The sequence below is a fragment of the Streptomyces sp. NPDC086777 genome, assembly GCF_040702065.1.
Taxonomy (GTDB): domain Bacteria; phylum Actinomycetota; class Actinomycetes; order Streptomycetales; family Streptomycetaceae; genus Streptomyces.
The window spans coordinates 1-20,146 of the sequence record NZ_JBFBJI010000076.1; the positions used below are offsets into that span (position 1 = coordinate 1).

The following is a 20,146-nucleotide window of genomic DNA, read 5'->3' on the forward strand; positions in this document are numbered from 1 at the left end:
CGCATTCGTCCGGGTGGATGTACAAGGACCGCTGGCCCTCGTAGATGCAGTCGACCGGGCACTCCTCGATGCACGCCTTGTCCTTCACGTCGCCGACGCCGCAGCCGACAGCCGGCAGCGGGCAGCGGGCCGTCGGCACTTCCAGCGGAGCGCACGGCGCCGGGAGGTCAGACCTCCAGCCCGGACTCCAGCTTCTTGAGGCTGTGCCGGGCCAGCGCGAGGTTGCTGCGGGCGCGGTCCAGGGCGAGGTAGAGGAAGAGCGAGCCGCCGGCCTTGGTCAGGGGACGGATCAGGTGGTACTGGCCGCCGAGCGTGATCAGGATGTCCTCGATCTCGTCGTCGAGGCCGATGGACTTCAGCGTGCGCTGCTTGGCGCGGACGACCTCGGTGTTCCCGGCCGCCGCCAGCTCCAGGTCCAGGTGCGGTCCGCCGCCCAGCACGCCGAGCGACATGCCGCTTTCGTAGTCGACCAGGGCGACCCCGACGGCCCCGTCGATGCTCATGGCTTCCTTGAGCGCTGTCTCGATGTTCACGCTGGTGCCCTCGATTTCCTTACGTGGGTCGACTCGGACGCAAGTAGTTCGACGGAGGTTGCTTCCTGACCTGTCCGAGTCCGAATAAACGTCATCTTTGGCCAGTGTTGCAATAGTTGGCAATAAAGTACTGTGCGACCGAGGGGTCAGGAGGGGGAACTCATGGCTTTGCTCGACACCGTCCTGCGCGACGTCGGACGGACGCCCGGCGTCACCGCGGCCACCCTGCTGGACGGCGTGACCGGCCTCTCCTATGCCGGGTTCGGTGCCCCGGAACCGGCCGAGGACGCCCAGGAGATGGCCCACTCGACGGCCATGAACCTCAACGTGGCCGGCTTCACGGGCGAGTTGGAGAGCATCGTCGTCACCACCGCCACCCACCACCACGTGACGACCTGCGTCGACCAGCAGGGCGGCGACCCGCTGCTGCTGTTCGCCCTGGTGGAGCGCGACCGCACGAACATCACGTGGGCGCTGCGCGACCTCGCCGAGCACACGGACCGACTGCTCGCATGAGCCAGGAGACACCGACCACCCGCAACGTCCCCGCCCTGCTCGCCGCCCTGCACGCCGAGAGGCGCTCCTGCGCCGTGCTGGTCTCCGGCACCCCGGGCGGTGTCATCCACGTCCGCGACGGCATGGTCGTCGGCATGGACACCCCCGGCGCCCCCGGCGTCGAGGTGCTGCTCCTCAAGTCGCACCGGATCTCCGAGGACGACTGGACGGCCGCCCGCGCCACCGGCACCGACCCCGCGCGCCTGGCCCTGGAACTGGTCGCCCAGGGCCTGCTGGGCGCCACCGAACTGGAGATCACCGGCCGCGCGGCCCTGTTCGACGCGGCCTTCGCCCTGGCCCTGACCAGCCCGGACGGCTGGGAGGTGACCGCTCCCCGCCCGCTGCTCGACACCGGCGCCGCCGTACCGCCCGACCGCCTGGTCACCGAGAACACCCGCCGCATCCGCCTGCTGGCGAACGAACGCGGCGCCACCGCCCGCTTCGCCCGCGACCGTCTGGAACCCGCCCCGGCCGCCCGCGACCCCCGGCAGACCGCCCGCCTCTCACCCCGCCACCGGACCCTCCTGACGGTCACCGACGGCCGCAGGACACCCCGGGACATCGCCTTCGCCCTCGGCCGCGGCCTGTTCGCCGTCATGCTGGACCTCCGTGACCTCCTGGGCCTGGGCCTCCTCCAGCCCCCGCCCGCCACCCCGGGCGCCCGCCCGAGCACGGCCCCACGCACCCCGCCCGCTCCCCCCACGGCGGGACCGCACCCCTCGTCGCCCCCACTCCCCCGCCGCAAGCGCTAGTCCCGGGCCGCAGTGGCCCACGCACCACCGAGCACCACAGCACAGGAGGAAGCCACCATGAACGATCCCGTGCAGGACATCCTCGTCTCCCTGCGCGACCGGGTGATGGGCGTCCGGGAGTCCACCCTGGCCACCGTCGACGGGCTGGTGGTGGCCGGTGACACCGACAAGACCCACCCCGAGTCCATGGCCGCCCTGGCCTCCGCCGCCCTCTCCCTCGGCCACCGCCTCGCCGACCAGGGCGACACCGGCACCCTCCGCCAGCTCACCGCCCGGTGCAGCGCGGGCCACGTCATCGTCACCGCCGTGGGCACCCGAGCCCTCCTCGCCGTCATCACCGACGAGGGCGTCGACGGCCTCGCCTTCGACCGCGAGATCCCCACGGTCATCGAGGAACTGAAGAAGATCCTCGCCAACGACACGGCGTAGCGAATGCCACCCCGTGAGGGACGCGCCTCAAAGGGGCACTGGGGTACCCCCGGCCGAAGACCGGGGGAGGAACCGCGCGACCAGCCCCCACCGGCCCGCTCGCCCGGAAGCACGGAAAAGGGGGCCCGGGGCTCAGCCCCGGGCCCCCTTTTCGGGTGCCTCACGTGGTGGTGCGCCTCCGCCGCGCGCCCGGCCGCCGCTCGCTCGGCCGGGTCACCGGATCGCCGGCCTCCAGCGCGCTCGCGCGCCTGCGCAGGCCGAACTCCGCCAGCGCCTCCGCGAGCTTCGCGGCCGACGGCTCCGGGGCCATCACGTCCACCCGCAGCCCGTGCTCCTCGGCCGTCTTGGCCGTGGCGGGCCCGATACAGGCGATCACCGTGACGTTGTGCGGCTTCCCGGCGATACCCACCAGGTTCCGCACGGTCGACGACGACGTGAAGAGCACCGCGTCGAAACCGCCGCCCTTGATCGCCTCCCGGGTGTCGGCAGGCGGCGGCGATGCCCGCACGGTCCGGTAGGCCGTGACGTCGTCCACCTCCCAGCCCAGCTCGATGAGCCCGGCGACCAGCGTCTCGGTGGCGATGTCGGCGCGCGGCAGGAAGACGCGGTCGATCGGGTCGAAGACCGGGTCGTAGGGCGGCCAGTCCTCCAGCAACCCCGCGGCGCTCTGCTCGCCGCTCGGCACCAGGTCCGGCTTCACGCCGAAGGCGACCAGCGCCTTCGCGGTCTGCTCGCCGACCGCCGCGACCTTGATCCCGGCGAAGGCCCGGGCGTCGAGCCCGTACTCCTCGAACTTCTCCCGGACCGCCTTGACGGCGTTGACCGAGGTGAAGGCGATCCACTCGTACCGGCCGGTGACGAGCCCCTTCACCGCCCGCTCCATCTGCTGGGGCGTGCGCGGCGGCTCGACGGCGATGGTCGGCACCTCGTGCGGCACGGCTCCGTACGACCGCAGCTGGTCGGAGAGCGAGGCCGCCTGCTCCTTCGTACGTGGCACGAGCACCTTCCAGCCGAACAGCGGCTTGGACTCGAACCACGACAACTGGTCGCGCTGCGCGGCGGCGGACCGCTCACCGACCACGGCTATCACCGGCCGGCCGCCGTCCGGCGAAGGCAGCACCTTCGCCTGTTTCAGGGTCTGCGCGATGGTGCCGAGGGTGGCGGCCCAGGTGCGCTGCCGGGTCGTCGTACCGGCGACGGTGACCGTCAGCGGGGTGTCCGGCTTGCGGCCGGCGGCGACCAGTTCCCCGGCGGCCGCGGCCACCGAGTCGAGGGTCGCCGACACGACCACCGTGCCGTCCGAGGCACCGACCTCGGTCCAGCACCGGTCCGAGGCGGTACGGGCGTCCACGAAGCGGACGTCCGCGCCCTGCGCGTCCCGCAGCGGCACACCGGCGTACGCCGGCACCCCCACCGCGGCCGCGACACCCGGCACGACCTCGAACGGCACACCCGCGGCCACGCAGGCGAGCATTTCCTCGGTCGCGTACGTATCAAGTCCCGGGTCCCCGGACACCGCACGGACGACCCGCCTGCCACCCCGCGCGGCCTCCATGACAAGATGAGCCGCATCCCGCACGGGCGGGAGGGAAGCGGTTGTTGACGCGCCGTCAACAACCGTGAGTTGAGGCGTGCCTGTGCCCGGATACGGGTCCGACGACGGATCCGGATTCGTGGTCACGACGGAGACGCCCTGCCTGGCGTGGCTTCTGATCACGTCGAGCACGTCGTGCTCGGCGACCAGGACGTCCGCGCTGGACAGTGCCTCCACGGCACGCAAGGTCAGCAGTCCCGGATCCCCGGGTCCGGCACCCAGGAAGGTGACGTGCCCGTGTTCCAGGCCGGCGGGAAGGTTGGTGGGGCTCACTGTGCTCGCTCCCCCATCAGACCGGCCGCGCCCTGGGCAAGCATCTCGGTGGCGAGTTCGCGACCGAGCGCCGTCGCCTGGTCGTATGTCTCGGGCACGGGACCGGTGGTGGACATCTGCACCGTCCGGGTGCCGTCGGTCGTGCCGACGACTGCCCGCAGGCGCATTTCCTTGACAATCTGCCCGTCGGCCAGCAGGTCGGCAAGCGCGCCCACAGGGGCGGAGCAGCCGGCCTCCAGGGCGGCGAGCAGTGATCGCTCGGCGGTCACGGCGACCCGTGTGAACGGGTCGTCGAGTTCCCCGAGCAGGGCGATGAGCTCCGCGTTGTCCGCGGCGCACTCTATCGCCAGTGCCCCCTGGCCGGGGGCGGGCAGAACCGTGTCGACCGACAGGAAGTCGGTGACCTCGTCGATGCGGCCGATGCGGCTGAGGCCGGCCGCCGCCAGCACGACGGCATCGAGCTCGCCGTCGTGTACGTATCCGATCCGGGTGTCGACGTTCCCCCGGATCGGCACGGTCTCGATGTCCAGCCCGTGGGAGCGCGCGTACGCGTTCAGCTGCGCCGCCCGGCGTGGCGAACCGGTGCCGATGCGCGCTCCGCGCGGCAGGTCGGTGAACTTCAGCGCGTCCCGGGCGACGATCACGTCCCGCGGGTCCTCGCGCACCGGTACGGCGGCCAGCACCAGGTCGGCGGGCTGGGTGGTCGGCAGGTCCTTGAGCGAGTGGACCGCGAAGTCGACCTCGCCGCGCAGCAGCGCGTCCCGCAGGGCGGTCACGAAGACACCCGTGCCGCCGATCTGTGCGAGGTGCTCGCGGGAGGTGTCGCCGTACGTGGTGATCTCCACGAGTTCGACGGGCCGCCCGGTCACCCGGCTCACGGCCTCCGCCACCTGCCCGGACTGGGCCATGGCGAGTCTGGATCGCCTGGTACCCAGCCGCAGTGGCGTCAGTGGATTGTCACTCATGCCGGTCGGTCCTTCTTGTCTGTGCTGTCCACGGCCCGGGAGACGGCGGCCACCGTCTCGGGGTCGAGGTCGAACAGGGTCCGCAGCGCGTCCGCGTACCCGGCGCCGCCAGGCTCGGCCGCGAGCTGCTTGACCCGTACGGTCGGCGCGTGCAGCAGCTTGTCGACGACCCGGTGCACGGCCTGCCGGATCTCCCCGCGCTGGCGTTCGTCCAGGTCGGGCAGGCGTCCGTCGAGCCGTGCGATCTCGCCCGCGACGACGTCGGCGGCCATCGTCCGCAGGGCCACCACGGTGGGCGTGATGTGCGCCGCCCGCTGGGCCGCGCCGAAGGCGGCGACCTCGTCCGAAACGATCCGCCGCACCTGGTCCACGTCGGCCGCCATCGGCGCGTCCGCGGACGCCTCCGCCAGCGACTCGATGTCCACGAGACGCACCCCGGCCAGCCGGTGCGCGGCCGCGTCGATGTCGCGGGGCATGGCGAGGTCGAGGAGGAAGAGCGCGGGGGCGGGCCGGGCGAACCCGGCGACCGGCTCCGGCCTGCGCCGCTCCGGGATCCGGCCGACCCGGGCGGCGGCCGCGGCCAGTGCCCCGATCAGCTCGGCCTCGGCCTCGGGGTTCCCGGCCGTACGACGTCCGGCCTCCCGGATGTCGACGGTCCCGTTGTCCACCCAGGCCGCGTGCTGCTCCAGCTCCGCCGCGGCCATCCCGGCGACGGCTGCCTCTCCCATGACGGAGAAACCGCTCTGCTCCGCGGTCAGGTCGAGGGGGCAGTTGTCGTCGTTCCCGAGTCCGGCGGCGGGGCCGGCCGACGGCTGCTTCGGCACCGGCGGTACGCCGATCTCGGCGACGGCCGCACCCGTACGGCCCTCGACCGCCGCCGCGACCACCTCCGCGGTCAGCACCAGCCCGGTCGCGCCCGTGCAGGAGACGGCGACGTCGGCACGTGTCAGCTCGCCCGGCACCGCATTCATCGGTACCGCGCGGGCCACCACGTCCGTGTCGTCGGCGTCGTTCAGGATCTGCGCGAGCCGCTCCGCACGGTCGTACGTGCGGTTCGCGACGACGATCTCCGAAACCCCCGCCCGCGCCAGCGTCGCCGCGGCCAGCGAGGACATCGATCCGGCGCCGATGACCAGCGCCTTCTTGCCCTTGGCCCAGTCCTGCACGGCGCCGCCGGCGGCCAGCTGCTCGAGCCCGAAGGTGACCAGGGACTGTCCTGCCCGGTCGATCCCCGTCTCGGAGTGGGCGCGCTTGCCGACCCGCAGCCCCTGCTGGAACAGGTCGTTCATCAGCCGTCCGGCGCTGTGCAGCTCCTGCGCGCGGGCCAGCGAGTCCTTGAGCTGCCCGAGGATCTGCCCCTCGCCGACCACCATCGAGTCGAGCCCGCAGGCCACCGAGAACAGGTGGTGGACCGCCCGGTCCTCGTAGTGCACGTAGAGATAGGGGGTGAGCTCGTCCAGCCCGACCCCGCTGTGCTGGGCGAGCAGCGTGGACAGCTCGGCGACCCCGGCGTGGAACTTGTCCACGTCGGCGTAGAGCTCGATGCGGTTGCAGGTGGCGAGGACCGCGGCCTCGGTGGCCGGCTCGGCGGCGACCGTGTCCTGGACCAGCTTGACCTGGGCGTCCGCGCCGAGTGCGGCCCGCTCCAGGACGCTGACGGGGGCGCTGCGGTGGCTCAGCCCGACGACGAGGAGGCTCATGCCGGCATCACGGCGGGTACGTCCCCGTCGGGTCCCTGCTCGGTGGACTCCTGGTGGGCGGCGGCGGGCGGAGCCGAACCCTCGTGCTCCTCGCCGGCCTTGCGCTGCTCGTGGAAGGCGAGGATCTGCAGCTCGATGGAGAGGTCGACCTTGCGCACGTCGACGCCGTCCGGGACGGTCAGCACGGTCGGCGCGAAGTTCAGGATGGAGGTGACCCCGGCGGCCACCAGGCGGTCGCAGACCTGCTGGGCGACGCCCGGCGGGGTGGTGATCACGCCGATGGAGACGCCGTTGTCGGAGATGATCTTCTCCAGGTCGTCACTGTGCTGCACGGCGATCCCGGCGACCTGCCGGCCGGTCATCGCCGGGTCGGCGTCGATCAGCGCGGCGACCCGGAAGCCACGGGAGGCGAACCCGCCGTAGTTGGCGAGGGCGGCGCCCAGGTTTCCGATACCGACGATCACAACCGGCCAGTCCTGGGTCAGGCCCAGCTCACGGGAGATCTGGTAGACCAGATACTCGACGTCGTAGCCGACACCGCGCGTTCCGTACGAACCCAGGTAGGAGAAGTCCTTGCGCAGCTTCGCGGAGTTGACCCCCGCGGCCGCGGCCAGTTCCTCCGAGGAGACCGTGGGGACCGAGCGCTCCGACAGTGCGGTCAGAGCGCGGAGGTACAGCGGAAGCCGGGCGACGGTGGCCTCGGGGATCCCTCGGCTGCGGGTCGCCGGTCGGTGAGTTCGGCCAGTTGCCACGGTGCTCCAACGGGTTGAGCGGGGCTGCGGACGGTCACACGTACCCAGACCGCCCCGTCGACAGCAGGCTATGTCTTTGTGAACGCGTGCACAAAGATGGTGTCCGATTTGCCCGGCCAACGTGACCGGGGTCACGCGCCCCCGGCGCAGCCGTCCGGAGCCGGCGCACCAGGGCCCGCGCTCCCTCTCCAATGGGGGCAAAACCGTACACACTCCTCACGCATCCCGCCCCCGAGACCAAGCCGGCTCGATCCTAAGCGACTTTTCCAGCCGGTTTGGACTAGTCGGTCAGTGCCTTGCGGAGCCGTTCCTCGTTCACGCGCCAGAAGGTGTGCTGTTCGCCGTCGACGAGTACCACCGGGATCTGTTCCCAGTAGAGATCGTGCAGTCGTGGATCCTGGGTGATGTCCTGCTGCTCCCAGGGCACTCCGAGATCGCCGCACACCTTCTCGACCACGACCTGTGCGTCATCACACAGATGGCAGCCGGGTTTACGGATGAGGGTGACCGATCGCGCACGGGGCGCGGGCGCCTTCCGGCCAAAGAGGGGACTCATGACGTCCATTGTCCCGCCCCTGGGAGGGCACGTCCGCCGTCTTCTGCACGGGTTCTTCGACTTGTTTAACGACCCGGTCGCGGAGAGTTCACACCGAGCCAACTCCCGTGACTCCGGAACTCCCGAACAAACTGGCTATGCTCACGACATGGCCGCTCTCGGATGGCTCACTCCCCGTAGGCGCTCCGCCACGGCGCGGAGCGTGTTGGCAGGCGAGGCCTCGGCGGAGGCCGCGCGCAAGAACCAGGAAGCGACGGCGCCCCTCGACGAGGCCGCCGAGCCGGACTTCCCGGTGCTCGGCGACGACAAGGCCGCCGCGTTCTTCGACCTGGACAACACCGTCATGCAGGGCGCCGCCATCTTCCACTTCGGCCGTGGCCTGTACAAACGGAAGTTCTTCGAGACCCGCGACCTGGCCCGGTTCGCCTGGCAGCAGGCGTGGTTCCGGCTGGCCGGCGTCGAGGACCCCGAGCACATGCAGGACGCCCGCGACTCGGCCCTCTCCATCGTCAAGGGCCACCGGGTCGCCGAGCTCCAGACCATCGGCGAGGAGATCTACGACGAGTACATGGCCGAGCGCATCTGGCCCGGCACCCGCGCCCTCGCCCAGGCCCACCTGGACGCGGGCCAGAAGGTGTGGCTCGTCACGGCGGCCCCGGTGGAGATCGCCGGCGTGATCGCCCGCAGGCTGGGGCTGACCGGCGCGCTGGGCACGGTCGCCGAGTCGGTGGACGGCGTCTACACCGGCAAGCTGGTCGGCGAGCCCCTGCACGGGCCCGCCAAGGCGGAGGCGGTACGCGCCCTCGCCGCCGCCGAGGGCCTCGACCTGTCCCGCTGCGCGGCCTACAGCGACTCCCACAACGACATCCCGATGCTCTCCCTGGTCGGCCACCCCTACGCCATCAACCCCGACGCCAAGCTGCGCAAACACGCCCGTGAGCTGGACTGGCGGCTGCGCGACTACCGCACGGGGCGCAAGGCCGCGAAGGTGGGCATCCCGGCGGCGGCCGGCGTCGGCGCGGTCGCCGGTGGCACTGCGGCCGCGATCGCGTTGAGCCGACGGCGCCGGTAGCCCTTAGGGCCACGACCGACGGGGCGGCGCCGCAGGACTGCGGGTCGGCTGCCGAGTGCGGGTGCGTCGTGGCTGGTCGCGCAGTTCCTCCCCCCGGCCTTCGGCCGGGGACCCGCATCGCCCCTGACGGGGCGCTGCACAGCCGTGCCCTGCTCAGCCGCGGGCAGGCGTGCCGCAGGGCGGCACCGGTGGGCGCGGCAGCACCCTGCGGCGCCGGTGAGCCTCCCCACGCCCCGGCCTCCTTCCACGCGCCCCGAATTATCGCGTCGTCACCCCAACACGCCCCGCACATTGCCGAAATCCGCACGTTTTCGTTCAACAAACGGTCACTCCAAGGCCCGTGAGGCGGCAACAAACGGTTACAGAAGCGACGCAATCGATGATTTGAGCAACTCGGTGTAGCAGTGCCTGCACGAAGCGTTATTCTCCTCAGACGCAAACCGGTTCCCCTCCGTCGCTACGACGGGTGAAAGGTTCCGTACTGCACGTGATGGAAGCTCTGCCTCTGGGAGTCCCGTGTACCCACACGTCGGGGTTGACGCCTCGGGCCTGGCTACGCTGCGCGCAACAGTCGCGACGGTCAAAGAGACGCTGCGCGGCCTTGTCCCGACCGCGTACGCCGTCCCCGCCTTCGCCACCGCCGCCCCCGTCGGCCCGTGCTACGCACTGGCCGACGGCATGGAACAGGTGCCGGCGCGCAGCGCCGTCGTCGAGGGCCGCCGCTCCGGTGACGGACGGGGTGTGGGCAGACGCGGCCGCACCACCGGAACCGGCACCGGGTCCACCACCACCCGCCGCCCGGCCGCGGACAGTGACAGCGCCCGGATGATGGACCTCGTGGAGCGCGCCCAGGCCGGCGAGGCCGACGCCTTCGGCCGCCTCTACGACCAGTACAGCGACACCGTGTACCGCTACATCTACTACCGCGTCGGCGGCAAGGCGACCGCCGAGGACCTGACCAGCGAGACGTTCCTGCGCGCGCTGAGAAGGATCGGCACCTTCACCTGGCAGGGCCGCGACTTCGGCGCCTGGCTGGTCACGATCGCCCGCAACCTGGTCGCCGACCACTTCAAGTCGAGCCGCTTCCGCCTGGAGGTCACCACCGGCGAGATGCTCGACGCCAACGAGGTCGAGCGCTCCCCCGAGGACTCCGTCCTGGAGTCCCTCTCCAACGCGGCCCTGCTCGACGCCGTACGACGCCTCAACCCCCAGCAGCAGGAGTGCGTGACGCTCCGCTTCCTCCAGGGGCTCTCGGTGGCCGAGACCGCCCGCGTGATGGGCAAGAACGAGGGCGCCATCAAGACCCTCCAGTACCGGGCCGTGCGCACTCTCGCCCGGCTCCTCCCGGACGACGCCCGCTGAACCGGCCACCCTGGGCGACGCTCAACTCACGCTCCGTCAAAGCGCGTTGCCTTTCTCAGCCGATCCCCGGCCGTCCGTAACCCAAGTGCCGAGCCGCTCGTTGTGCGGGATACAGGCTCCCTGTGGTCACGTCCGGCCAGCCCCGATCACCCGATCGCGTGGACTGGTCCGGGGCGTGCAACCCTCAGGACCCCCTGGGGAGTCGACCGTCATGACGAGAGGAGGTGCCGCCAGTGATCGCGAACGTATCGGCCCACCGGCGGGCGAGCGCCTTCGCCCAGGCTCTGGAGGAGCAGCCCGACCGGGACCCGGCGGCCGAGCCGTCCGGAGAACCGGCGGGCGATCCACCGGCCGCCCCGGACCGGGCCGAACGGACCGAGCAGGGCGAGCTGTTGGCCCTGGCGACCGGGCTCGCATCCCTGCCCAGGCCGGAGCTGGACCCGGAGGTCAAGGTCGTCCAGCGGGCCCAGCTGGTGGCCGCGATGGAGGCCATGCTGGCGGAGGGCACCCTGGGCGGGGCGACGGACGCTTCGGTACCCGAGCAGCGTTCGTCCCGTGCCAAGGGCGCACACCGGGCCCGCCCGCTGGGCAAGCTGCGGCCGCGTTCCCGGCTCACCAAGGGGCTCGCCGCGGGCGGCCTGAGCGTCGGCGTGGCCGCCGGAGCCTTCGGCGGGGTCGCCGCCGCCAGCTCCGACGCCCTGCCCGGCGACTCCCTGTACGGCCTCAAACGGGGCATCGAGGACTTCAAGCTCAACTATCTGTCCGACGGCGACGACCAGCGCGGCCAGACCTACCTCGACCAGGCCTCGACCCGGCTGATGGAGGCCCGCCGGCTCATGGAGCGGGACCGCGGCGGCCACCTCGACCACGAGTCGATCGGCGAGATCCGCCGCACCCTGTCCGGGATGCAGCACGACGTCACCGAGGGCCACCGGCTGCTCCACGAGGCGTACGAGCGGGACCCGAACTCGCTGGGCCCCATCCAGGCCCTGTCCGTCTTCGCCCAGTCCCACCGCGAGGCCTGGGGCGCCCTGCGCGAGCGGCTCCCGGTCCAGCTCGGGGACGTCAGCCAGCAGGTGTCGTCGGTCTTCGACGCCATAGACCAGGAGGTCGCCCCGCTGCAGTCCCTGCTCCCCAAGCCGTCCCAGAACACCGGCGGCGGCACCGGCAGGCAGGACTCCGGCACGGCGTCCACCGGCTCCTCCGGCAGCCACCGGTCGACGGCTCCGTCCTCCTCCGGCAGCTCCTCCTCGGGCCACGAAACCGGCACCGGCAGCCCCAGCGGCTCGGCCTCGGGCACCGCCGACAACGGCCTCATCGGCGGCACCACGGGCGGTCTCCTGGACCCCCCGAAGACCGGTTCCAGCACCCCGTCCCCGTCCAGGTCCGCCTCCAGCGCCCCGGACGTGACCCTGCCCCCGCTCCTGCCAGGCCTCCTGCCGGGCCTGGGCATCGACAGCGAGGACACGAACAACTGACGGAGATGGGGTGCCTCTCGACCGAGAGGCACCCCATCTCCCTACCAGCGCGGAACTGCGCGACAAGCCCCCACGCACCCGCACGCGGCACTCAACACACCGCGACTCAGAAAAAGACCGACCGCCGCTGCACAAGCAACTTGTACAGCGTGTGCTGAATCTGCTCCCGCACCTGATCCGTCAGATTGAACATCAGCATCGGATCCTCGGCCGCCTCCGGCGGATACCCGTCCGTGGGAATCGGCTCCCCGAACTGAATCGTCCACTTCGTCGGCAACGGCATCGCCCCGAGCGGCCCCAGCCACGGAAACGTCGGCGTCAGCGGAAAGTACGGAATCCCCAGCACCCGCGCCAGCGTCTTCGCATTGCCGATCATCGGATAGATCTCCTCGGCCCCCACGACCGAACAGGGAATGATCGGCACCCCCTGCCGCAGCGCGGTGGACACGAACCCGCCCCGCCCGAACCGCTGGAGCTTGTACCGCTCGCTGAAGGGCTTCCCGATGCCCTTGAACCCCTCCGGCATGACCCCGACCAGCTCACCCTGGGCCAGCAGCCGCTCGGCGTCCTCCGCGCACGCGAGCGTGTGCCCCAGCTTCCGCGCCAGCTCGTTCACCACCGGCAGCACGAAGACCAGGTCCGCCGCGAGCAGCCTGAGGTGACGATTCGCCGGATGCCGGTCGTGCACGGCGACCTGCATCATCAGCCCGTCCAGCGGCAGCGTCCCGGAGTGGTTGGCGACGATCAGCGCACCACCGTGGGCCGGGATGTTCTCCATGCCCTTCACGTCGACGCGGAAGTATTTCTCGTACACCGGCCGCAGCAGCGACATCAGGACCTGGTCGGTCAGCTCCTCGTCGTACCCGAAGTCGTCGACCTCGTACTCCCCGGTCAGCCGCCGCCGCAGGAACGCGAGTCCGCGTGCGACACGCTGCTCCAGGCCGGCCTCGTCGTGCGGCGGCTGCTTCACGCCCGTCTCAGGGTTCTCCCGGGTCACATGCACATCCTCCTGCGCGGGGATCCGCCCGGCGAGAGGCTGGACCTCACGCACCACCGCGGACTCGCGCCCCGCCGCAGGCTCACGCACCGCCGCCTGCTCGCCGCCGCCCTTGCGCCGGCTCCCCGCGCCCCGGCGCCGGGCGGCCGGCCGCTGTACGGCAGCCCCGCGGGACCGGTCGTCGTCGAACGGAATGACCTTGGCGTCCGCCATCGTTGCTGCGCTCCTCAGTTCGCGCTCTAAGTCGGGTTCTGCGTCGGGGCCGCCACCGGCGTCCGCGTGCCGCTCAGGGCGGGCAGCGCGGCGATCCGGTCGACGGCCGCGGCCACCGCCTGGGGCGGCAGCAGCCCCGGGGCCTGGGCGAGCACGAAGTCCGCGAAGGTCTCCGCCGTCGTGTACTTCGGCCGGAACCCCAGCGTCTCGCGCATCTGCACGGTGTCCACCACCCGGCCGTGCGTCAGCAGCCGGATCTGCTCGGGCGAGAAGTCGCTCATGCCGAGCGTCCGCACCAGGGACCCGGCCCAGGTGACCGCCGGCAGCAGCAGCGGCACGGTGGGCCGCCCCAGCCGCCGCGAGCACTGCGAGAGCAACAGCACGCCGTCGCCCGCGATGTTGAACGTGCCGCTGTTCAGCGTCCCCCGCTCCGGCTCGTGCGAGGCGATCCGCAGCACCTCGATCACGTCGTCCTCGTGCACGAACTGCAGCCGTGGGTCGTACCCGAGGACGGTGGGCAGCACCGGCAGCGAGAAGTAGGAGGCGAGCGGGGTGTCCGCGGTCGGCCCGAGGATGTTGGCGAACCGCAGCACGCACACCGCCACGTCGGGCCGCCTCCTGGCGAACCCCCGCACATAGCCCTCCACCTCCACCGTGTCCTTCGCGAACCCCCCGCTGGGCAGCGATTTCGGCGGGGTGGTCTCGGTGAAGACGGCAGGGTCCCTCGGCGCGGAGCCGTACACGTTCGTACTGGACTTGATCACCAGCCGCCTGACGTTCGGCGACTTCTGGCAGGCGCCGAGCAGCTGCATGGTCCCGATGACGTTGGTCTCTTTGACGCTGGTGCGGCTTCCGCTGCCGAGCGGTGTCCCGGTCACGTCCATGTGGACGACGGTGTCGGCACCGCTCTCGGCCAGCACCCGGGCGATGGTCGGCTGCCGGATGTCGGTCTGGATGAAGTCCGCCCCGCCCAGATGGTGCTCCGGCCGCACCGCGTCCACGGCGACCACCCGGTCCACCTCGGGGTCACGCTGAATGCGCCGTACGAACCGGCCCCCGAGTTGACGGGCCACTCCGGTCACGAGCACGACCTTCCCCAAGATCAGCGCCTTTCTTCCGTGTTCCCGTATGCGGGCCAACTTAGCGGGTCGACGTTGCGCCGGCATGACCCCCGGCAGGCCACGACAAGCCGCAACGGCCGGAAAATGCAGTGGCCCCCCACCGTACTGGTGGGGGGCCACACACAAGCTCTCGCGGCTCGGCGCCGTAATTACTTCTTGTTACGGCGCTGAACACGCGTGCGCTTGAGCAGCTTGCGGTGCTTCTTCTTGGCCATCCGCTTGCGCCGCTTCTTGATAACAGAGCCCACGACTACCCTCGCTCACTTCTCATCACTCGGTGCTGGGCATCATGGGCCCATACGACCTACGAGGGGCTAGCCTACCCGCCCGAGCGCTGAGGTCGTAATCGAGGTGCCCCGGGAGGAATCCCGGAACGGCCGTCAGGCGGTCTCCACCCCCACATAGCTCTCGCGAAGGTACTCGTGTACCGCTTGTTCGGGGACGCGGAAGGACCGCCCCACCCGGATCGCGGGCAGATGACCGCTGTGCACCAGCCGGTACACGGTCATCTTCGACACTCGCATCACCGCGGCGACCTCCGCCACGGTCAGGAACACAACCTCGTTCAGAGGCCTCTCGCCAGCTGCCATGACACACCTGAACCTTCCGCACTCGACGGGCCACCGGCTTCCCCTTCCGGTGACTCTTCGTCGTTGCGTGCTCACTCCCCAATGTAGGGGCGGGTGATGCGAGTGGGGAAGAGGTGCACCCATCGGCGGCCTACTGTGACAGACACGCTCGATTGAGTACGTAGCGGGTAAGCGGCGTGTAGCAAGCGGACCGCACGCCGTCATCAACCGGAACGGCCACCGACACCACTCCCTCGGCCTCCCCCACGAAGAGCGCAGGGTCATCCGTATCCGCGAGCCCAATAGCCTCAAACCCCAGCTGACCTGCACCGCAGACCCACCCGTGATCCCCGACCACCAGCTCCGGCAGGGGCCCGCCGCGACCGGCCGCCACTTCCAGCGCCACCCGAACCGGCAGCGGCGAATGCGTGTGCGCACCCGGCGCACAACCGGGGCGTTCACGGCCCACTTCTCTCATGAACCCGACGCCTCGCACGTAATCGAGGGAGCACGTGCGTAGGCCGAACCGGGTCGTTATGTCGACACAGTGACCCTGCGCTGGGGTGAGGACCTCACATCCCGCCGCCGACAGCGCGTCCGCGAGACCGGCGTAGAACCCGATCAGCCGGTGCGGGTGCCCGGTCCCGAACAACACGGGGCCACGCCGCCGGACCACTTCCCCCACCCGCTCGGCGAAGGCATCGAGCCCCGCGACCGTCAGGGCAGGATCGATCACATCATGCCCTGAAACGCACCGAGGATCGTCCGAAACCCCACACTTGGCAGCCATCAACCGAATCAACTCCGCTTCTCCCCACCCCCCTTGCGGATCAATCCCGATCAACGCCCGAGGATCCCGGGCCGCGAACAACCGGTAACTCCGCAGACTCCGCTCCCGCGAGGTCCCCACCACCCCCGCCAGCCCGGCAGCCACCAGATAGCCCTGAAGTCCACCACCACTCACCACACCCAGATCCTGACGCCCCCCACCCCACCAGACCCCCAGAACAGACAAACACCGCACAATCGGCCTAACCCCAACCACTCCCAGCCGACCCGCACCCCCACCCTCCAGCCCGACCGGCGTTTGAGGACGAGGCCGGCAGGCCGATGCGGGGGTCCGGGGGCGGCAGCCCCCGAAACGGGCGGTCGCAGGGGGCCCACCCCCTGACAGGACGGGACGGGTAGGGGCGGCGGGGGCGAGAAAACCCCTAGGCCAGCAACCCCCGCAGCGGAAAGACAGCGCGCCGGGTCGCCAGCACGGCCTGGTCCAGGCGGTCAGCGGGGTCGTACCCCGCCTCCCACCCCGCCCACCCCACCGGCCACCGCCCGTCCGTCATCCGCCCAGGCCCCAACTGCCGAGTCCGAGCGAACACTTCCTGCCGCCACCCCTCCGGCACCAGCGTCTCCGGCGCAACCTCCCGCCCCGCCGCAACCCCCACCAGATGCGTCCACGACCGAGGCACGACATCCACCACCTCGTACCCGCCCCCACCCAACGCGACCCACTTCCCCCCGGCGTACTCGTGCGCCAGCTCATGGCACGCCACCTGCACCGCCCGCTGCGCGTCCAGCGACACCGCCAGATGAGCCAGCGGATCCTCGAAGTGCGTGTCGGCCCCGTGCTGCGTCACCAGCACCTGCGGCCGGAAGTCGGCGACCAGCTCCGGCACGACGGCGTGAAACGCCCGCACCCACCCCGCGTCCCCGGTCCCCGCCGGCAGCGCCACGTTCACCGCGGAGCCCTCCCCCGGCCCGGCCCCGACCTCCTCCGGCCACCCGGTCTGCGGGAACAACGTACGGGGATGCTCGTGCAGCGAGATCGTCAGAACCCGCGGATCCTCCCAGAACGCGGCCTGCACCCCGTCCCCGTGATGCACGTCCACATCCACGTACGCGACCCGCTCGGCCCCCAGCTCCAGCAGCCGCGCGATCGCGAGCGCGGCGTCGTTGTAGATGCAGAACCCGGACGCCGCCCCCGGCATCGCATGGTGCAACCCACCCGCGAAGTTCACTGCGTGGTCGACATCCCCCCGCCACACCGCCTCCGCCGCCCCCACCGACTGCCCGGCGATCAGTGCGGACACCTCGTGCATCCCGGCGAAGGCGGGATCGTCCATCGTGCCGAGACCGTACGACTGGTCGGCCGCCCCCGGGTCCGCCGAGGCCGCCTTCACGGCCTCGATGTAGTCCTCCCGGTGCACCAGCCGCAGCGTCGACTCCCCGGCGGGCTTCGCCGCGACCACGTCCACCGCCCGGTCGAGCCCGAAGGCACCGACCAGACTCCGGGTCAACGCCAGCCGGACCGGGTCCATCGGATGACCCGGACCGAAGTCATAGCCCGTTACTGCCTCGTCCCACATCAGCTGTGCGCGGCCGCTCATGTCCGCCACCGTATCGGTCCGAACCTGCCGCGAACGAACGGGCGTACACCAACGTCACCAGCACCAACACCATCGGCACCAGCATCGCCCCGCGATAGCTCCACGCATCGCCGAGCGCCCCCACCAACGGCGAGCCGATCAGGAACCCGACGTAGTTGAAGATGTTCAGCCGCGCGATGGCCGCATCCGAAGCCCCCGGAAACAGCCGCCCCGCCGCCGCGAAGGTCTGCGGAACCAGCACGCACAACCCCAGCCCCAACAGAGTGAACCCGACCATGCCGACCCACGCCCCCGGCGCCCCCGCCACCACCGCGAACCCGGCGGCCGCCACCACCGCCCCCAGCCGTACGACGGGCACGGCACCGAACCGCCGTACCCCGAAGTCCCCGATGCCCCGCCCGACCAGCGTGGTCACCATGTACACGTTGTACGGCACGGTCGCGAGCTGCTCGCTGCTGCCCAGCACGTCCTTCAGGTACTTCGCACTCCAGTTGGAGACGGTCGAGTCCCCGATGTAGGCGAACGTCATCACCAGGCACAGCGGCAGCAGGACCTTGAAGACGACACCGCCGGCGCCCCCTCCGGCCGCTTCCTCCTCCACCGGCGCGGGATCACCGTCCACGTACCACCGGCTCCCCACCAGCGCGGCCGGCAGCAGCACCGCGACCACCGGCAGGTACGACACCCACAGCGCGAGATGCCAGTGCGCCCCCACCCAGGCCAGCGACGCCCCGAGGATCCCGCCCAGGCTGTACGCCGCATGGAAGCTGAGCATGATGCTGCGCCCGTACGTCCGCTGCAGGCTCACCCCGAGCATGTTCATCGAGGCGTCCAGCGCACCGACGGCCAGACCGAAGGCGGCCAGCGCCACCGCCAGCTCCGCCATCACCCCGCCGGACCCCACCCCGAGCAGCGCCAGCATCACCACGGGCTGGGACCAGCGCAACAGCCGGCTGGGCCGTATTCGCTTCACCAACTGCTCGGTGGTGACACTGCCGACACCGGCCAGGATGGGCACGGCGGCGAGAAAGACCGGCAGCAGCGCGTCGGAGACGCCGTACCGGTCCTGGATGGCGGGGATGCGCGTCACCAGCAGCGCGAAGGTGGCGCCCTGGGTGAAGAAGCTGAACGCCAGCGAGGCCCTACCGCGCCGCAGCACATCTGTCATGGCGGCGAGCGTAGGGCCCCGGCGTACTCGTGGGTAGATCCAGCCAAAGATGAATTTCCTTCAGCTTTACCTTCCGGCCGCTCAGGCGGCGACCGCCAGCCTCTGTTCCTGATTCCGCACGGCTTCCTGGCGCTTCACCTCGTCGGTGATCAGGCAGGCCATGGGTCCCGCGGCCGCCCCACCGCAGATCACCATGCCAAGGCTGATCGCCAGGACCAGGAGGAGCGAGCTCAGCCAGACCATGGTGTCGACGGGGATCGTGTACGCGCCGACGACCCGGGCGACGCACTCGGTGAGGAGCACCAGACCCCAGATCACGGAGAAGACCCGCTCCTTGCGCAGGAACTCCGCCGACCGGACCGCGGTCCCGGACGCCAGCCGCTCCCAGGCGGCCTCCCGCGCCACGTCCCCCTTGAGGAGGAAGGGCCTCAGCCCCGCCGACATCATCGGCCGGCCGAGCGCCACCGACACCAGGATGCCGATCCCGACGGTGCTGCTGACCGCACCGTCCTTGGCGAGCATGAGCCGCGGATCGCCGGAGACGAAGCTGAGCGCGAGCCCGACCACGTTCACGGCCACGATCAGCGCCGCCAGCCCGTTGACCCGGCGCTCCTTCGCCACGCTCCAGACCGTCCGTACGGCCGGCACCACACTGCTCCAGGCGAGCGCCGCGAAGGTGCTCATCCCGAAGGCCCCCTTGAAGAAGTAGTACGACCCGAGAGGCACCGCCACATCCACGATCAGCGGGCGGAGGTTGTCCAGCACGCTGGGCTGCCGCTTGCTCTGGGACCCGGTGTTCGTCGTCTTCGTCATGCCCTCAGCCTCGCGCCCGGCGGGGGTCCCCCAGTAGAAACGAACGTCCGGAGCTCGGCATGACAATTGTCAGCGCCGCCGTCATGCCCCCGGTCATTCCAGCAGGTCAGCCAACTGCCCGAAGTCAGAGAAGAGTTGAGTGGCCCCCGCCAGCCGCTCCGCCGGCGTCATGGCCGTGAACCCGTACACGTCCATCCCTGCCGCCACCGCCGCCTGCACCCCCAGCGGACTGTCCTCCACGACGGCACACCGCTCCGGCACGACCCCCATCCGCTCGGCCGCGTAGAGAAACAGATCCGGCGCCGGCTTCCCGCGTCCCACGTCCTGCGAGCTGAAGATCCGCGACTCGTCGAACCACCGGTCGAGCCCGGTCGTCCGGTGCCCCACCCGAATCCGCTCATGACTCCCCGACGACGCGACGCAGTACGGCACCCCGTCCGCCGCCAGCCGCTCCAGCACCCCCGCGACCCCGGCCACGGGCTTCAACTCCTCCTCGAATGCCGCGAACACCCGCGCATGGAAGACATCGTCGAAGTCGTCCGGCAGCCGCTGCCCGGTCCGCTCCAGGACGAGGTCGTGGATCCGGTGCATCGCGGATCCCATGTAGTCCCGCACAGAGTCCTCGTAGGAGGTCGGCTGCCCCAACTCGGTGAGATAGGCGGCCAGGAGTCGGTTGGAGATGGGCTCACTGTCGACAAGGACGCCGTCGTTGTCGAAGATAACCAGGTCGTAGCGCATACCCTGAGCCTAAACGAGCCCGTAAATGCAGAAAGGCCCACGCCAATGGCGTGGGCCTTTCCCAATATTTGTTCGGCGGTGTCCTACTCTCCCACAGGGTCCCCCCAGCAGTACCATCGGCG

At 70.9% G+C, this 20,146-nt stretch carries 21 protein-coding genes; 6 read left to right on the forward strand and 15 right to left on the reverse strand.

Annotation, left to right across the window (positions count from 1 at the left end; all coding sequences use genetic code 11):
- Positions 1 to 167: 167 nt before the first annotated feature.
- A complete protein-coding gene (locus AB0472_RS45270) occupies positions 168 to 533 on the reverse strand; it encodes a hypothetical protein (protein WP_366365476.1) in 366 nt (121 codons plus the stop codon).
- Positions 534 to 695: 162 nt separating this feature from the next.
- Here AB0472_RS45270 and AB0472_RS45275 point away from each other — a divergent pair, with 162 nt between their 5' ends.
- Genes AB0472_RS45275 through AB0472_RS45285 form a run of 3 tightly spaced genes read left to right on the forward strand, consistent with a single transcriptional unit; the run spans position 696 to position 2,269 of the window.
- Positions 696 to 1,049, forward strand: a complete 354-nt coding sequence (locus tag AB0472_RS45275; protein WP_366365478.1) for a hypothetical protein — start codon at positions 696 to 698, stop codon at positions 1,047 to 1,049.
- A complete protein-coding gene (locus AB0472_RS45280; RefSeq protein ID WP_366365479.1) occupies positions 1,046 to 1,840 on the forward strand; it encodes a hypothetical protein in 795 nt (264 codons plus the stop codon). Before AB0472_RS45275 ends, AB0472_RS45280 begins: the two co-directional genes overlap by 4 nt.
- Before the next feature lie 57 nt (positions 1,841 to 1,897).
- Positions 1,898 to 2,269 (forward strand): roadblock/LC7 domain-containing protein, encoded by a 372-nt coding sequence (locus AB0472_RS45285; protein ID WP_366365481.1) that lies wholly within the window; start codon positions 1,898 to 1,900, stop codon positions 2,267 to 2,269.
- Positions 2,270 to 2,429: 160 nt separating this feature from the next.
- On the opposite strand, the gene AB0472_RS45290 is transcribed toward AB0472_RS45285, so the two are convergent.
- From AB0472_RS45290 to AB0472_RS45310, 5 genes are all read right to left on the reverse strand, one after another.
- Positions 2,430 to 4,136, reverse strand: a complete 1,707-nt coding sequence (locus AB0472_RS45290) for a uroporphyrinogen-III synthase (protein WP_366365482.1) — start codon at positions 4,134 to 4,136, stop codon at positions 2,430 to 2,432.
- Positions 4,133 to 5,101: a hydroxymethylbilane synthase gene (hemC, locus tag AB0472_RS45295; protein WP_366365484.1), complete on the reverse strand. Its 969-nt coding sequence runs from the start codon at positions 5,099 to 5,101 to the stop codon at positions 4,133 to 4,135. The genes AB0472_RS45290 and hemC overlap by 4 nt, the downstream gene beginning before the upstream one ends.
- Positions 5,098 to 6,801, reverse strand: a complete 1,704-nt coding sequence (locus AB0472_RS45300) for a glutamyl-tRNA reductase (RefSeq protein WP_366365486.1) — start codon at positions 6,799 to 6,801, stop codon at positions 5,098 to 5,100. The genes hemC and AB0472_RS45300 overlap by 4 nt, the downstream gene beginning before the upstream one ends.
- The gene (locus AB0472_RS45305) at positions 6,798 to 7,553 is read right to left on the reverse strand and encodes a redox-sensing transcriptional repressor Rex (protein WP_366365487.1); all 756 of its coding nucleotides are present in this window, start codon (positions 7,551 to 7,553) and stop codon (positions 6,798 to 6,800) included. The genes AB0472_RS45300 and AB0472_RS45305 overlap by 4 nt, the downstream gene beginning before the upstream one ends.
- Before the next feature lie 280 nt (positions 7,554 to 7,833).
- Entirely contained in the window at positions 7,834 to 8,109 is a 276-nt protein-coding gene (locus AB0472_RS45310) for a glutaredoxin family protein (RefSeq protein ID WP_366365488.1), read from the reverse strand.
- A gap of 148 nt (positions 8,110 to 8,257) precedes the next feature.
- On the opposite strand from AB0472_RS45310, the gene AB0472_RS45315 reads away from it, so the two are divergent.
- The 3 genes from AB0472_RS45315 (at position 8,258) to AB0472_RS45325 (ending at position 12,021) form a co-directional block, all read left to right on the forward strand.
- The gene (locus AB0472_RS45315) at positions 8,258 to 9,181 is read left to right on the forward strand and encodes an HAD-IB family hydrolase (protein WP_366365490.1); all 924 of its coding nucleotides are present in this window, start codon (positions 8,258 to 8,260) and stop codon (positions 9,179 to 9,181) included.
- A gap of 516 nt (positions 9,182 to 9,697) precedes the next feature.
- On the forward strand, positions 9,698 to 10,543 hold the full coding sequence (locus AB0472_RS45320; RefSeq protein ID WP_366365491.1) for an ECF subfamily RNA polymerase sigma factor, BldN family: 846 nt from the start codon (positions 9,698 to 9,700) through the stop codon (positions 10,541 to 10,543).
- A gap of 233 nt (positions 10,544 to 10,776) precedes the next feature.
- Positions 10,777 to 12,021: a DUF5667 domain-containing protein gene (locus AB0472_RS45325; protein WP_366365493.1), complete on the forward strand. Its 1,245-nt coding sequence runs from the start codon at positions 10,777 to 10,779 to the stop codon at positions 12,019 to 12,021.
- Positions 12,022 to 12,127: 106 nt separating this feature from the next.
- Here AB0472_RS45325 and AB0472_RS45330 read toward each other — a convergent pair whose 3' ends face one another.
- From AB0472_RS45330 to AB0472_RS45370, 9 genes are all read right to left on the reverse strand, one after another.
- On the reverse strand, positions 12,128 to 13,231 hold the full coding sequence (locus tag AB0472_RS45330; protein ID WP_366365494.1) for a lysophospholipid acyltransferase family protein: 1,104 nt from the start codon (positions 13,229 to 13,231) through the stop codon (positions 12,128 to 12,130).
- Between the two features lie 26 nt (positions 13,232 to 13,257).
- On the reverse strand, positions 13,258 to 14,331 hold the full coding sequence (locus tag AB0472_RS45335; protein ID WP_366365496.1) for an NAD-dependent epimerase/dehydratase family protein: 1,074 nt from the start codon (positions 14,329 to 14,331) through the stop codon (positions 13,258 to 13,260).
- Between the two features lie 170 nt (positions 14,332 to 14,501).
- Positions 14,502 to 14,600, reverse strand: coding sequence for an AURKAIP1/COX24 domain-containing protein (locus AB0472_RS45340; protein WP_003948845.1), 99 nt, complete (start codon positions 14,598 to 14,600; stop codon positions 14,502 to 14,504).
- A 132-nt stretch (positions 14,601 to 14,732) separates the two neighbouring features.
- Positions 14,733 to 14,942: a helix-turn-helix domain-containing protein gene (locus AB0472_RS45345; RefSeq protein ID WP_067299677.1), complete on the reverse strand. Its 210-nt coding sequence runs from the start codon at positions 14,940 to 14,942 to the stop codon at positions 14,733 to 14,735.
- 130 nt (positions 14,943 to 15,072) lie between these two features.
- Positions 15,073 to 15,888 carry a phosphatase gene (locus AB0472_RS45350; RefSeq protein ID WP_366365504.1) on the reverse strand — a complete coding sequence of 272 codons (816 nt, stop codon included), beginning with the start codon at positions 15,886 to 15,888 and terminating at the stop codon, positions 15,073 to 15,075.
- A 244-nt stretch (positions 15,889 to 16,132) separates the two neighbouring features.
- Positions 16,133 to 17,305 (reverse strand): acetoin utilization protein AcuC, encoded by a 1,173-nt coding sequence (locus AB0472_RS45355; protein WP_366365498.1) that lies wholly within the window; start codon positions 17,303 to 17,305, stop codon positions 16,133 to 16,135.
- Positions 17,256 to 18,473 (reverse strand): MFS transporter, encoded by a 1,218-nt coding sequence (locus AB0472_RS45360; protein ID WP_366365499.1) that lies wholly within the window; start codon positions 18,471 to 18,473, stop codon positions 17,256 to 17,258. Before AB0472_RS45360 ends, AB0472_RS45355 begins: the two co-directional genes overlap by 50 nt.
- Positions 18,474 to 18,554: 81 nt before the next feature.
- Positions 18,555 to 19,286 carry a VC0807 family protein gene (locus AB0472_RS45365; protein ID WP_366365501.1) on the reverse strand — a complete coding sequence of 244 codons (732 nt, stop codon included), beginning with the start codon at positions 19,284 to 19,286 and terminating at the stop codon, positions 18,555 to 18,557.
- Positions 19,287 to 19,379: 93 nt separating this feature from the next.
- Complete coding sequence (locus AB0472_RS45370) at positions 19,380 to 20,024, reverse strand: HAD family hydrolase (RefSeq protein ID WP_366365503.1); 645 nt, start codon at positions 20,022 to 20,024, stop codon at positions 19,380 to 19,382.
- Positions 20,025 to 20,146: the final 122 nt, after the last annotated feature.